General features: G+C 39.7%; 10 protein-coding genes and 1 pseudogene. 6 read left to right on the forward strand and 5 right to left on the reverse strand.

The window, feature by feature from the left end:
- Positions 1 to 55 precede the first annotated feature (55 nt).
- From AC5P2S_RS10080 to AC5P2S_RS10105, 6 genes are all read left to right on the forward strand, one after another.
- Positions 56 to 1,645 carry an oleate hydratase gene (locus tag AC5P2S_RS10080; protein ID WP_002978567.1) on the forward strand — a complete coding sequence of 530 codons (1,590 nt, stop codon included), beginning with the start codon at positions 56 to 58 and terminating at the stop codon, positions 1,643 to 1,645.
- Positions 1,646 to 1,815: 170 nt separating this feature from the next.
- Positions 1,816 to 2,775 (forward strand): alpha/beta fold hydrolase, encoded by a 960-nt coding sequence (locus tag AC5P2S_RS10085; RefSeq protein ID WP_002978566.1) that lies wholly within the window; start codon positions 1,816 to 1,818, stop codon positions 2,773 to 2,775.
- A 36-nt stretch (positions 2,776 to 2,811) separates the two neighbouring features.
- Positions 2,812 to 3,573, forward strand: a complete 762-nt coding sequence (locus AC5P2S_RS10090) for an MlaE family ABC transporter permease (protein ID WP_002978565.1) — start codon at positions 2,812 to 2,814, stop codon at positions 3,571 to 3,573.
- Between the two features lie 9 nt (positions 3,574 to 3,582).
- Positions 3,583 to 4,350, forward strand: coding sequence for an ABC transporter ATP-binding protein (locus AC5P2S_RS10095; RefSeq protein WP_002978564.1), 768 nt, complete (start codon positions 3,583 to 3,585; stop codon positions 4,348 to 4,350).
- A gap of 3 nt (positions 4,351 to 4,353) precedes the next feature.
- Positions 4,354 to 5,352, forward strand: a complete 999-nt coding sequence (locus AC5P2S_RS10100; RefSeq protein ID WP_002978563.1) for an MlaD family protein — start codon at positions 4,354 to 4,356, stop codon at positions 5,350 to 5,352.
- Positions 5,353 to 5,478: 126 nt separating this feature from the next.
- Complete coding sequence (locus AC5P2S_RS10105) at positions 5,479 to 7,248, forward strand: oleate hydratase (protein ID WP_138402070.1); 1,770 nt, start codon at positions 5,479 to 5,481, stop codon at positions 7,246 to 7,248.
- A gap of 107 nt (positions 7,249 to 7,355) precedes the next feature.
- Here the strand turns inward: AC5P2S_RS10105 and AC5P2S_RS10110 are convergent, their stop codons facing one another.
- The 5 genes and pseudogenes from AC5P2S_RS10110 to aceA form a co-directional block, all read right to left on the reverse strand.
- The gene (locus AC5P2S_RS10110; RefSeq protein WP_002978561.1) at positions 7,356 to 9,161 is read right to left on the reverse strand and encodes a 3-hydroxyacyl-CoA dehydrogenase; all 1,806 of its coding nucleotides are present in this window, start codon (positions 9,159 to 9,161) and stop codon (positions 7,356 to 7,358) included.
- A gap of 63 nt (positions 9,162 to 9,224) precedes the next feature.
- Complete coding sequence (locus tag AC5P2S_RS10115) at positions 9,225 to 10,361, reverse strand: catalase family protein (RefSeq protein ID WP_002978560.1); 1,137 nt, start codon at positions 10,359 to 10,361, stop codon at positions 9,225 to 9,227.
- Positions 10,362 to 10,371: 10 nt separating this feature from the next.
- Positions 10,372 to 11,730, reverse strand: a complete 1,359-nt coding sequence (locus AC5P2S_RS10120; RefSeq protein ID WP_494554786.1) for a Dyp-type peroxidase — start codon at positions 11,728 to 11,730, stop codon at positions 10,372 to 10,374.
- 3 nt (positions 11,731 to 11,733) lie between these two features.
- The gene (locus tag AC5P2S_RS10125) at positions 11,734 to 12,285 is read right to left on the reverse strand and encodes a hypothetical protein (protein ID WP_002978558.1); all 552 of its coding nucleotides are present in this window, start codon (positions 12,283 to 12,285) and stop codon (positions 11,734 to 11,736) included.
- Between the two features lie 407 nt (positions 12,286 to 12,692).
- A pseudogene (gene aceA / locus AC5P2S_RS10130) lies at positions 12,693 to 13,957 on the reverse strand (isocitrate lyase).
- Positions 13,958 to 14,031: the final 74 nt, after the last annotated feature.

The raw sequence follows: 14,031 nt of genomic DNA on the forward strand, positions 1-14,031 counted from the left end.
AATTAAGGTATATCAATACCTTTATCATATAAAAATAACCTAAAAAAAATATCATATGAGCAATTCGAACAAACATGCATATTTCATCGGAGGTGGATTGGCAAGTCTTGCCGGTGCCGTATATCTGTTAGAAGACGGAGACTTTAAAGGCGAAAACATTCACATCATTGAAGCCCTGCCGATTTTGGGTGGTAGCAACGATGGTGCGGGAACTAAAGAAAAAGGATTTATTTGTCGTGGCGGGCGTATGCTCAACGAAGAAACCTATGAAAACTTTTGGGAATTAACATCCCGTATTCCTTCTCTGGATGTCCCGAACATTTCCGTAAAAGACGAAATTCTGGCATTTGACCACGCGAATCCGACAAATGCAAAAGCGCGGTTGATTGACAAGAACGGAAACATTTTACCCGTAACGGATATGGGTTTCAACACTCAGGACCGGATGAAATTTGTGAAATTGTTTTTTGCCGATGAAAATGATTTAGACAACATTACCATTCGTGATTGGTTTGACGACCATTTTTTTACGACCAACTTCTGGTATATGTGGCAAACCACTTTCGCCTGGCAGGAATGGAGCAGCATTTTTGAATTTCAACGCTATATGAAACGTATGCTGTTGGAATTTTCAAGAATCGAAACACTCGAAGGGGTTACCAGAACACCATACAACCAATATGAATCCGTTATCTTACCGGTGAAGGCATTTTTGGATCAGCACAAAGTGGACTTTTCATTAAGAAAAACCGTTACCGATTTGGATTTTGCCGATGATGATGGCATTACCGTAACGGGAATAGAATGCATCAATGCAGAAGGAAAAACAGAGAAAATAACTGTGAAGGAAGGCGATTTGGTATTCTTTACCAACGGATGTATTACAGACAATTCTAATAACGGCGATTATAATACGCCTGCAAAATATTTGCCGTTAAATCCGCCAAGTTTTGCACTATGGCGTAAAATTGCCAACAAGAAACCCGGCAAATTGGGTAACCCAGACCCGTTCTTTACAAAACCGGACGAGACAAAATGGTATTCTTTCACACCAACATTCAAAGGAAATAAATTTCTGAAACTTATTGAAGAATACACTGGCAACAAGCCGGGCAGCGGAGCTTTGATGACATTTAAAGATTCATCGTGGCGAATGTCAATTGTGGTGGCTGCACAACCGCATTTCAAAGCGCAAGGCGATGATACTACCATTCTTTGGGGCTACGGATTATATCCAGATGCAGTGGGAGATTATGTGAAAAAGCCGATGATTGATTGCACGGGTGAAGAAATTTTGACAGAGTTGATTCATCATTTGCATTTTGAAAAACACGAACAGGAAATAAAAGATAGCGTTATCAATGTTATTCCGTGTATGATGCCTTACATCGATGCGTTGTTTCAACCAAGAGCTAAAAAAGACCGCCCTGCAGTTGTTCCTGAAGGCAGCACCAACCTAGCAATGATTAGTCAGTTTGTAGAAATACCGGAAGATATGGTATTCACAGAAGAATATTCGGTTCGTGCAGCACGCATCGCGGTATATACCCTACTCGGTCTCGATAAAAAAGTAACTCCAGTAACGGAACACTGGAAAAAACCAGACGTGTTGGCAAAAGCCATCCATACCTCTTACAGAAATTAAAAATAAAAAAAGAGCTGCCTTTACACTTTATCGAAGTTCTTTATTGCTAAAGGCATATCTCTCTTTAATCTATAAAAGATTGTCTATAATAACCAATTTATCTAACTTTATTCTGCTCTTGCTTTTGTCAAGGGCAGAATATTTATTTTTAAACAAAACCAACCGACTCTATGGCAAAACAAACATCAGGATATATAAACAGGAAGAAAATTGCCAACTCAGGTACGCACAATCTTTTTTATGAATTATTCGAACCAATAAATGAACCTCCAAAGGCTACACTCCTTATACTACACGGGATGCAGGAGCATAGCGGTCGTTATAAAAATTTTGCGGAATATCTGGCGAAGAACGGTTTTGCAGTTCTATTATATGACCATCTCGGACACGGAAAAACGGCGGAAAATCGGGAAGAACTTGGCTATTTTCAAAAAGAAAATCCCAAGCAGCAACTGATAGACGATGCCGCAACGATGGCAGCATTTTTAGAAAACAACTACCCTAACATTTCTCACTTTTTACTGGGGCATTCTATGGGGTCTTTCATTGCAAGATGCTTACTTCAGAATCAGAAAGATGTTTTTAAAGGAGCGGTCATCGTAGGAACGGGCGGAAAAATCAACGGAATCGGTTTGGCTAAATTTTTCCTGTCCATCAACAATATTATTACTCCAAAACACCGGAGCAAATTCATCAACAGAACTTTTTCAAAAATTATTAATCAACATTTTAAAGGCGAGAAAGATGGCGACCTTACCAGTTGGCTGAGCCTCAGCAAATCCAACCGGGAATCATTTTGCAGGGACAGCCTATGCGGAGTACCTTTTACCAATAATGGTTTTTACGCATTAGTTTCTCTAAATCAACAGGCAACGGAAAGAAAATGGGCAGAAAGAATACCAAAAGAATTTCCCTTTCTTTTTGTAAGCGGAGCTGATGATCCGATAGGAGACTTCGGAAAAGGTGTGGAAAAAACGGTAGCGCAAATGCAAGAAGATGGTTTTACAGATGTTAAAACAAAAATCTATCTTGACATGCGGCACGAAATACTTAATGAGGATATTAAAGAATATGTATATGAAGATATAAGGGATTGGCTCAATAAAAAAATACAGCAATTGGAAAAGTAGACTAAAAATATTTTAATTTTAAAAAATAATTTATTAATGATTAAAATACGTAGTTTTTTACAGGAAACAGGCAATATCGCGCAGTTTACCAAAAATTACTTTTTATTAGGCTTCCGCCCGCCATATGAAATAAAGGAACTGCTTGCACAATGCTATCTCATAGGTTACAAATCTTTGGGGCTTATTTCCATGACAGGCTTTATTATCGGTTTGGTCCTTACGATGCAGTTGCGGCCAAGCCTCGTACGCTATGGTGTGGAATCCCAGCTGCCTGTAATGGTAGGTATCGCCATAATCCGTGAAATAGCACCTGTAATCGCCGCTCTCATCTTTGCAGGTAAAATTGCAAGTAGCATCGGGGCAGAGCTGGGCTCTATGCGGGTTACCGAACAGATAGATGCGATGGAAGTAAGCGGTACGCACCCTTTTAAATACCTTGTTGCCACACGTGTCCTGGCGACAACATTTATGCTCCCCGTACTTATCATTCTGGCGGATGCCATTTCACTATATGGTGCCTGGATAGGTGTTAACATTGGCGGGACGACAAGCCTGTCGCTTTTCTATTCACAGGTTTTTGACTCCTTGGATTTCAGTGACATCATCCCTGCTTTCATCAAAAGCTTTTTTTTCGGTTTTGCAGTGGGAATCGTGGGTGCCTATAAAGGCTATAATGCAGTAAAAGGAACACGGGGCGTGGGGAACGCCGCCAATTCAGCGGTCGTACTCTCCTCTATCCTTATCTTCGTCTTGGACCTGATTGCGGTACAGATAACAGGCATTCTCGGGTATAATTAAATCATCATTATGGCGGAAACAAAAACAGCAGCAAACTACAATAATGACAATGGACCGGCCATCGTCATTGAAGATATTTATAAAAGCTTTGGTGAAAAAAAAGTGCTTAATGGTTTTAACCTAACGGTCAATAAGAACGAAAATGTTGTAGTTCTCGGAAAATCAGGCACGGGAAAATCTGTTCTTATCAAATGTATCGTCAGGCTTTTAACACCAGATAGCGGTAGGATAATGATTTCCGGACAGGATATTGTGCAATTGGAAAATCAAGAGCTGGATAAGGCACGCTCAAAAATAGGTTTTCTTTTTCAGGGAAATGCCATCTATGATTCTATGACCATCCGCGAAAATCTGGAATTCCCTTTAAGAAGACGGTGGTTCCGGCTGAAGCAGGATGAAATTGACGCACGGGTTGAAGAAGCACTCGATAGTGTGGGGCTTAAACATACCGTAGACCTTATGCCATCCGAATTGTCGGGAGGGATGCTGAAAAGAATAGCTCTGGCACGTACTGTCATCCTTAAGCCGGAAATCATCCTTTATGATGAACCTACCACCGGACTCGATACGGTAACAGCAAAAGAAATTGACAGCCTCATAATGGATATACATAAAAAATACAAAACATCATCTATAATTATCTCACACGATATGAACTGTGTGAAAAATACGGCCGACAGAGTAGTCTTGCTGCTTGACGGAAAATGCTACGCACAAGGTACTTATCAGGAATTTGAAAGTTCTGATGACGAAAATATTAAACAATTTTTTGATTAAAATATGAATAAAAATAATATCAAGCTCGGCTTATTTGTAATTTCGGGGTTTATACTTATGATGGCTGTTTTCTTTTACATCGGCAGCGGTTCAGGCATTTTTACCAGCAAATTTGAGCTCAGGGCAAGATTCAAAAACTCCAATGGACTCAGAGAAGGAAGCAATGTGCTATTTTCAGGGATGCAGGCAGGTTCTGTAAAGTCAGTAAAATTGTCCGGAAGGGATGATATAGAGGTCATTATGCTTATAGACAAAGATATTGCAAAGCATATAGACAATAATGCCAAAGCCTCGATTGGAACAGAAGGCATTATCGGCAATGCGGTGGTCAATATTTTGCCTTACGGTAGGCCGGGCAGACCAGTGCAGGAAAAAGAATATCTCACGGCAGATACCAAACCGGGTGTGGATGAAATACTCAACACGCTATCGGCAAGCAACAACAATATACAGGATATATCCAAATCTCTTAAAAACACTGTGCATAAAATTGACAGCAGCCAGATTTTAAAATTAATTAATGACAAGGCGTTTGCCGAAAACTTAAAATTATCCATCCTGAAAATACGCCAAAGCACGGAAAATATAGAAAACCTGAGCAGTACTGCAGAAGCCATCATTACGTCTACACGCCAAGGAAAAGGAGCAACTGGGCTTCTCCTTGCCAACAAAGATTTTGAGTCCCAGCTTAAGCAGACTTTCAATAACGTCAATGCCGCCAGCAATAATCTTAATACAGTAAGCAATGAACTTATCATAGTTGGTAAAAACCTGCAGGCATTCAGTAAAAATATAGAAAATGGAAAAGGACCGATAAATGCCCTTATCACTGATACCGTTCTTACAAAAAACATCAATAACAGCCTTTACAATATCGAAAAGGGAACCGAAGGCTTCAACCAGAATATGGAGGCTCTGAAGCATAATTTTCTCTTCAGAGGTTACTTCCGCAAGCAGGAAAAAAAGAAAAAGGAAGCCGAAAAACAGAATCTCCAAAGATAATATTATTGGAATATCAGCATATACAATTAGAATTTTGGGATATATAAAGTGAAAGCAATATGTGTAACTTTATTAAATAAAAACAAGGTTATTTTATCATATATTATAAACTAAAAAATTCTAATTATGTATTACAGTAATGGAAATTACGAAGCATTTGCCCGCCCGAAAAAACCGGCAAATATTGAACAGAAATCTGCCGTTCTTATCGGTTCGGGATTAGCTTCATTGGCTGCTGCAGCTTTTTTGATACGCGATGCGCAAATGGAAGGAAACAAAATCCGTATTCTGGAAGAATTAGCTTTACCCGGTGGCAGTATGGACGGCATCTGGAATGAGCAGAAAGGCTACATCATACGAGGCGGACGGGAAATGGAAACACATTTCGAAACCCTTTGGGATTTGTTCCGCTCGATACCCTCATTAGAAACGGAAGGCGTTTCCGTACTGGACGAATATTATTGGCTCAATAAAGAAGACCCTAGCTTTTCCCACGCCCGTGTTATCGAAAACCGTGGAGAAAGACTGCCCACGGATGGTAAGCTTACCCTGTCCCAGAAAGCCATCCACGAACTTATAGCGCTGGTTCTTCTTCCTGAAGAAAAACTACAGGATGTACAGATAGACCAGGTATTTACAGAAGAATTTTTCCAATCCAACTTTTGGACATACTGGGCTACGATGTTCGCATTCGAACCTTGGGCAAGTGCGATGGAAATGCGCCGATATGTTCTTCGTTTCATCCATCACGTTGGCAGCGTAGCAGATATGTCCTCATTACGCTTCACGAAATACAACCAATATGAATCACTGATTCGTCCGTTGGTAAGCTACCTTGAGTCCCACGGTGTTACCTTCCAGTATGATAGCCAGGTTCAGAACATACTTGTAGAAAATGAAAACGGCAAAAAAGTAGCGAAGAAAATCGAATATATTAAGGATGGCAATGCAGAAAGCATCAGCCTGACCGAAAACGACCTGGTGTTTGTTACCAACGGCTCCATTACCGAAAGCAGTACATACGGTGACAATCATAACCCTGCTCCTGTTGCTGACGGCATTGGCGGAAGTTGGCAACTTTGGCAGAATCTGGCAGACCAGGATGATGCCTTTGGAAAACCCGAAAAGTTCTACAAAAACATTCCCGAAGCCAACTGGGTAATCTCCGGAAGCATTACCTTCTTCGACGAAAAAGTGATTCCGTATATAGAAAAAATAACAAAAAAAGACCCAAGAAGCGGTTCTATAGTGACTAGCGGACCTGTCACAATAAACGATTCTAACTGGTGGTATGGCTTTTCCATCAGCAGACAGCCCCACTTCAAGGCTCAGAAAAAAAATGAAGTAATTGTTTGGGTTTATGGGTTGTATTCTCATAAACCAGGAAATTATATCCAAAAGAAAATTACGGAAGCCACGGGGATAGAGCTTTGCAAAGAATTTTTATACCATATTGGTGTTCCTGAAAATGAAATTGCAGAAATTGCACAAGCTGCCAACAGCATCCCTTGCCGTATGCCTTATATCACATCTTACTTTATGCCTCGTGCATTGGGAGACCGCCCATTGGTGGTTCCAGAGGGTTCTGTGAACCTTGCTTTTATCGGTAATTTTGCCGAAACTGGAAAAGACACCGTATTCACGACCGAATATTCCGTGCGTACAGCAATGGAGGCAGTTTACACCCTTTTGGATGTAGACAGAGGTGTCCCAGAAGTTTTTGCTTCTTCATATGACATCAGGGTACTGCTGAAATCCATCTATCACCTTAATGACAATAAAAACCTAAATGAAATTGAATTTCCTTGGTTGATTTCAATCCTTGAAAAATATGGTGTCAAGAAAATAGAAGGTACTTATGTTGAAGAGATTTTAAAAGAAGCTAAGTTGTTATAAGAGGTTGTTTTATACTTGAAAAACTCAGGATTTTAAAAATCCTGAGTTTTTTATGGTATTTATATTTATGGCTTCTTTCACTGTTTTCGATGAGAATTCAGGATACTTTAAGCTTTCAAAAAATCCTTGCTTTGCCATTCCGGATTAGGATATTTGTAAAAACCTTCGCCGGATTGCTGACCAAGTTTTCCTTTGTCGATAAGTTCGGCTTTTAGCTTTTCTGCTATTTTCTGTGTTAGTTCTCCCGGGATTTCTTTTAAGATGTTGTAATTGGTGTTCATCCCATTCAAATCTAAAATAGCCATTGGTCCAAAAGGAGCACCTGTTGCTATTCTCCAGGTTTTATCAATGGTTGCAGGATCGGCAACGTCATTCGCCCACAGTGCAAGGCCAGCCACCAAAAGCGGAATTAACAAAGAATCGAGAACGTAGCCCGATTTTTCCTTCTTCAGTTCCACGGGCAGCATAGCAATGGATTTTGCAAACTCTACAATCTCGTTATAAACCATTGGGTCGGTTTGATCAGAACCCATTATTTCTGCCGTATTACGAACCATTATATGATTGGCAAAATGTAGATGGATGAATTTTTCCGGACGATCGGTAAATGTGCTTAATCTGCTCGGCAAAAGTGTGGATGAGTTGCTCGCAAAAATGGTTTTTTCCGGCGCGTGCTCAGAAGCTTTTTCCCAGAAATCTTTTTTGATATCGATGCTTTCCGGTACGGCTTCTATCAATAAATCAGCATCTTGTAAAGAAGCTTTCAAATCTGTCGAATAAGTGAGATTATTTTTGGTATTTTCGATTTTTTCTTCATCAGCTTTCAGATAGTTCTTATATTCTTCAGCCAAGACATCAAAACGGTTTTTTGCCTTATTTAAAGCTTCATCATTAACATCATAAACCGTGACTTCATAGCCGAAATAAGCGCACTGCACCGCAATCTGAAAACCGAGAACGCCACTTCCAGCCACCACAACATTTTTAATACTGATTTTAGTTAAATCGGCTTCCGGCACTTTCAAAAAATCTGGACTTTGCCACGAAGGATTTGGATATTTGTAAAAGCCTTCGCCAGTAGAAATTCCCAGTTTATTTTGGTCAATGAAGGTTGATTTAAGTTTATTCAGCACAATCTTATCATCTGTTTTGCCCTTTTCTACTTGCAGTTTGTAAATGTTGTATGGTGTCGTCAATCCGATAATATCATACAAAGCCATTGGTCCGTAAGGCGAACCAGTTCCCAGCATCCAGGTTTTGTCTATGGTTTCTGGCGTAGCATAATCGCCAATCCAAAGCTGCATTCCGGCATTCAGAAATGGATTTAATAAAGAATTGAGCACATATCCTGGAACTTCTTTTTTTACCAAAACAGGCACCATCCCTATCGCCTTGGAAAAATCGACTATTTCCTCGGTTATTTTTTCGTCGGTTCCTGGATGTGGCATAATTTCCGCCGTATTTCGCAACCATATTTGATTGGCAAAATGCAGGTTAAGGTATTGAGCCGGCCTTCCTGTCACCTCAGCAAACTGACTTGGCAACAAGGTGGATGAATTACTTACAAAAATGGTTTTCTCCGGTGCAATTGCGGAGAGTTGTTTATAAAATTCCGTTTTTATTTTAATATCTTCTGGCACTGCTTCTATCAAAAGATCGGCATCTTTCACAGCAAATGCCAAATCGGATGAATAGTGCAGTCTTTCCCTGGCTTTTGTAATTTGTTCTTCGGTGGCGCCAAGATCCTTTTTATGACTTTCGGCCAAGCCCTCGAACTTTGCTTTCGCCTTTTCCAGCACCTCATCGCTGATATCGTAAACCGTGGTTTCAAATCCGTGAATTGCTGTTTGAAAAGCAATTTGGAATCCTAAAACACCACTTCCAGCTACCGTTACATTTTTTATTTTGCTCATAATTTTGGTTGATTTTTGGTAATAAACTTTACGGAACTAGGACTCAGCAATCTTCATTTTCAATTATAACTGATAAAACTCTGGACTGAATGCTTCCTCCAAATTCTTTGGTTCTTTACGTTTTTTCTGATTTAGCTCGTGTCTTGAGGTTGAAGATGTTACATACGCTGACTGCCGTGAACGCTGTAAATTCCCGATCGGTGAATTCTCTTCGATGGTTCTGAACGGTGTAAACGACAGATTTTCCATAATTTCAAAATTACCATCCTCAGGAACCGTTTGTTTTGGTATTGTGATTTTTGCCACCGTACGGAATGGTGATAATTCCTGTGACCATTCTTTTGTAAGGTCATTCACAGGCATTTCTTTCAGGTCTTTGCAAAGTTGTATTTGCAACTCAAACGTAAGGTCTTTTTGAGCTATTTCTTTGATAATTCCTTTTCTGTACGGCCATTCTGCGCTGTCTAGATCAATATTTTTTTCAGTGATAGCGTTCTTGGTCTGCTCAGTTGGGATCACTCTTACTTTGGCGATATAATCACCGTGGCGAACTGCTCCCATACTGTAAAATTCATAAAGAAAACTGTTGATGGAAGGGATTTTTTCAAAAGTTTTAAGAGCGCCCAATTCCTTCAAAGCCTCAAAATTTGGAAATGCTTTTTTATTTTCGGTGACCCAAAGTGTGGCAAATTCCAATTTTCCCAAGGCTCCCTTTTCAAAGAAATCATTTAGTTTTAAAAACAGCTTTGAAATGAAAACATAATGTTCTGCCGAGTTACAGAAAAACACCGGATTATTAATCAGGTTAAAATCAACATTGGGAGAATCTTCCTCTCCGGGAGATAATTTTTTGCCATCTATCCCAAAAATCTTTAAAGCAAATCCTTGTGCGTTACCGCTAAGTTTATCTGGTAAAACTCTGGAAGAACCATTGGAAAAGCGAACTGCTGCCTGGTGTTTTCCGGGTTTCGCATAAATGCCCTGCGCCAGTTCTTCGGACAGATTATCCAAAATTTCAACCTCTGCTTTCAGCACTGCATAGCCATTGGCGTGCGCATCTCTTGTATGATGGGTCGCCCTGCTTAGTTTTGGCGTATTTTTGATGTATTCGCGGATATCGTTATTAATGGTGGTAATATACTCATCGAAATTTTCGGGAATTTCTTCCACTTCGTAACTATACTTGATGTAATCTTCCATAGTGCTTTTTTTATTTTAATTCGCTAATCCATTTTAAAGCAGAAATGCTTGGTATAAAACAATATTCGCCGCCTTTCACAATGTTGTAGGTCTGCAAACCACGGTATCTTTTGATGAGGGGTTCTCCCGGTGCAGAAAACAGTGCGTCTTCGTCCTGGACACCGATCATAGGATCTTTTTCTATTCCCAGATTTTGGGCGTTACCATCGTTTGCCCATTGTTTTTGCAGAAATTCCAGTGTTCCCATTGCATCGGCACTAATGCCAATAAAGTACTGTCCACGTTCCTTACCGTCATTTTTAGTTACCTCCGGCGGAACGATGTCGCCAAAAGTTACACTTTTTCTGATGATCCTGTGCAAACGTTCATCCTCCAAAACAAAAGATTTGGAATCTCTTGGGTTCATCCTGCGGATATGCGAACTGAACGGACACTTTTTACCGTACTCATCATTCTTGAAAGAAAAATCATTGTTCTTTTGCATATCATCTCCTAGCGCTTTATCATCTTTTTCGGGAGCTAAAACCAAAGGTGCACCACTTCGCCAGCGACCTACCATTTTGGCAGCCAACAGTTCTCCCTCTTCCGGTGAAGAAGAATTTTCCTTAATGAATTGATTAAATTCTGCTACCTGACTTTGGTACTTTCTGAAAACCATAAAAGAACCGTTCTTTCCTAAAACTTCAGGTTGTGGAAATGGCTTTACGATGCCTGCTTCTCCAGGATAGCCCATTATAAATTCGCCTGCTTTAATCGGACGGTCAAATCCGGGCGGCAAATCTATCCCACTGCCTTCAATCTCCGGATTGCTGATGCCATCCCTGAATCCGAATACATTTTTAACCTCTTCAGATACGGCGAAATCGTGGCTCATTATTACTTCTACGCCGCTGTTATTCGTCAATTTAGAACGAAATTCCTCCAGCTGGCTTTTCCACGCCTCTTCATTGTTGGCGATAATTGCCGCTGCGATGTGAATATGTGATCTTTTAAAAACCTTTTCCCAGTTTTTAGGGTCATTAACTCCAATGTCATACAGAAACCGGGAACGTTCTGCCATTCCCTCCTTGAAGGATTCGGGAAAAGTATCGAGTGACTCTTGAGGGACACCGATTTTTTCCAGACCTTTATAAGTGAATGTTAAAGTAACCGATGCGCCTTCATTCTTATGCCAGTCTTCCGCAGAACTCACAATCGGCAAAAGTTTTTGGAGCATTTGTCTGGCTGCCACAGCATCTTTGATTTCAATAATAGCCACTGTTCCGAAATATGGCATAGGTCGGCTTCTGAGAATTAAGGCCTGTATTTCGTTCAGCTCAATTTCTACTTTATTGGGATTAAAAATCCGCTTTAAAAATTCCAATGCCATAGGTTAGATTTTATTTGCTTCGTCAATTGCCTTATTCAGTCCTTTAATGATTTTATCATTTCTCCTTATATCATTCACCGTAAGATGCGGAACACCTACATACCAACCTGTCGCGGTAATCTGATGGTCTAGAATAAACTGTTTTACGCTCGGGTTTTTTATGCCTGGCCAGCCTTCTACATTCCCAAAAATGATGTCCATCAGCTGCGGAATTTTTGTGGCGAAATCATCAATATAAGCATCCCAGTCGCCATCGTAAGCCGTGCAGAAAAGAATCTTGGTATCGTTATCAAACAAAACTATACGAAGGTCATGCAGGGTTCCTACTTTGGTTGCGCCTTTCAGATCCCCACCTGCAATTTCCATTATGGTTCTGAGATTTTCTGCACCTCCGGGTTTTAGGTCTGCCATCGCAGTTAACTCAGATACACGGCCGGATCTTAACCCTTTTCTTCCGGCAGATGTAGTGGAATGGTCATAACCATCATCAATACCTTCACTGAAATTCGCCTTTGCTAGCTCGGCAGCCAATTTTACTTTGTCTATGAAACTCATAATTAAGATTTTTGATTAATACTAATTCACATTATTTTTCAAGATGAAACAATAATCTTAAAGAGTTTATTACAAATTTAAAGCCATAGCAATCTATCGTAATGTACCGAAATTCGTATTTTATATACTGAAACTCCCTAATCCGACCTATTTGCTTTAAAAGCTTCAATTGATAAAAGGAAATATCTTATCTTTAATCTTGTTGTAATTTTGAGAGAATAAAACCTATTTAACTATAAAAAATCAATCTTTATAATTGAGATTTCTCAATATTTACTCAATAGAACATTCAAAACAAAAACCTTCCTCAAAACAGGAAGATTGCAACAATTAAATTTAATTATAATGGATTTTTTGTAAGAATAGTTAAACGCAAAAATACAATGAAATTTGCCAATATTAAATTTTTAATGAAACTGTGCTGTTTCTGTCGAATCTCTCATCGCCACTGTTGCTGCCGAACCATTGGTTACAATATTTTGAATTTCATCAAAATATCCTGTCCCAACAAAAGACTGATGTTTTACCGCTCTGAAACCCTGCTTCTGCAAAGCAAATTCGCGTTCCTGCAATTCAGAATAACCTGCCATTCCTTTTTCTTTATATGCCAAAGCTAATTCAAACATCGCAGTATTCAAAGCATGAAAACCAGCCAATGTAATAAACTGGAATTTGTAACCCATTTTTCCCAATTCTTCTCGGAAATTCAGCATTTCATCGACACTTAATTTTGCAGCCCAATTAAAAGAAGGTGAACAGTTATAAGCCAACATTTTATCTGGAAATTTTGTACGAATTCCTTCTGCAAATTTTCTTGCCATCTCCAGATCCGGATTTGACGTTTCCATCCAGATCAAATCGGCATAAGGAGCATAAGATAAACCTCTGTCAATTCCCTGCTCTACACCATTTTTCACAACATAGAAACCTTCGGAAGTTCTTTTCCCTGTCACAAACTTTTTATCCCTGTCATCAATATCTGAAGTCAACAAATCTGCCGCATCTGCATCTGTTCTAGCAATAATTACAGTCGGTACTCCCAAAACATCTGCTGCTAAACGAGCCGATATTAGCTTATTAACCGCTTCTTGAGTCGGAACCAAAACTTTTCCACCCAAATGCCCACATTTTTTCGCAGAAGATAACTGATCTTCAAAATGTACTGCTGCCGCTCCCGCCTCAATCATTTGCTTCATTAATTTCCGCCAAAACCTGCTTCTGCATCGGCGATTATTGGAACTAAATATTCTTTTTCTCCACCTCCGTTTACGGATTGAATTTGATCTGCCCTTAATAATGCATTATTAATTTTCTTCACAACAGAAGGTACTGAATTCGCTGGGTACAAAGATTGATCGGGATACATTTCACCAGACAAATTAGCATCTGCTGCAACTTGCCAACCTGAAAGATAAATTGCTTCCAGTCCCGCATCAACTTCCTGAACCGCTTGATTTCCAGTTAAAGCTCCTAATCCGGCAACAAAATCCTGAGAATTGAGTTTTGTCCAGAATTTCTTTGACATTTCGGTAGCAATCGTATAATCTAATTGGTAAGAACCTCGAAGTTTCAGTACATCTTCGGCTGTGTAAGGTCTTTTCACGCTATTCCAACGTGGATTATCCAGCCAGTCTTTTTCTAATTCCTGAATTTTTTCCTGTTTTGTTTTCATAATATTTAGAGTTTAAAATTTTCTTCAAGTTGCGAGATCTGAGATTTCAAGTGAAACTATTCGAATTGAAATGT

The sequence above is a fragment of the Epilithonimonas sp. 33E genome, assembly GCF_059372615.1.

Bases quoted from the DNA above. Each gene is read 5' to 3' on its own strand.
- AC5P2S_RS10080 (WP_002978567.1), top strand. From the start codon at position 56: ATGAGCAATTCGAACAAACATGCATATTTCATCGGAGGTGGATTGGCA.
- AC5P2S_RS10085 (WP_002978566.1), top strand. From the start codon at position 1,816: ATGGCAAAACAAACATCAGGATATATAAACAGGAAGAAAATTGCCAAC.
- AC5P2S_RS10090 (WP_002978565.1), top strand. From the start codon at position 2,812: ATGATTAAAATACGTAGTTTTTTACAGGAAACAGGCAATATCGCGCAG.
- AC5P2S_RS10095 (WP_002978564.1), top strand. From the start codon at position 3,583: ATGGCGGAAACAAAAACAGCAGCAAACTACAATAATGACAATGGACCG.
- AC5P2S_RS10100 (WP_002978563.1), top strand. From the start codon at position 4,354: ATGAATAAAAATAATATCAAGCTCGGCTTATTTGTAATTTCGGGGTTT.
- AC5P2S_RS10105 (WP_138402070.1), top strand. From the start codon at position 5,479: ATGTATTACAGTAATGGAAATTACGAAGCATTTGCCCGCCCGAAAAAA.
- AC5P2S_RS10110 (WP_002978561.1), bottom strand. From the start codon at position 9,161: ATGAGCAAAATAAAAAATGTAACGGTAGCTGGAAGTGGTGTTTTAGGA.
- AC5P2S_RS10115 (WP_002978560.1), bottom strand. From the start codon at position 10,361: ATGGAAGATTACATCAAGTATAGTTACGAAGTGGAAGAAATTCCCGAA.
- AC5P2S_RS10120 (WP_494554786.1), bottom strand. From the start codon at position 11,730: ATGGCATTGGAATTTTTAAAGCGGATTTTTAATCCCAATAAAGTAGAA.
- AC5P2S_RS10125 (WP_002978558.1), bottom strand. From the start codon at position 12,285: ATGAGTTTCATAGACAAAGTAAAATTGGCTGCCGAGCTAGCAAAGGCG.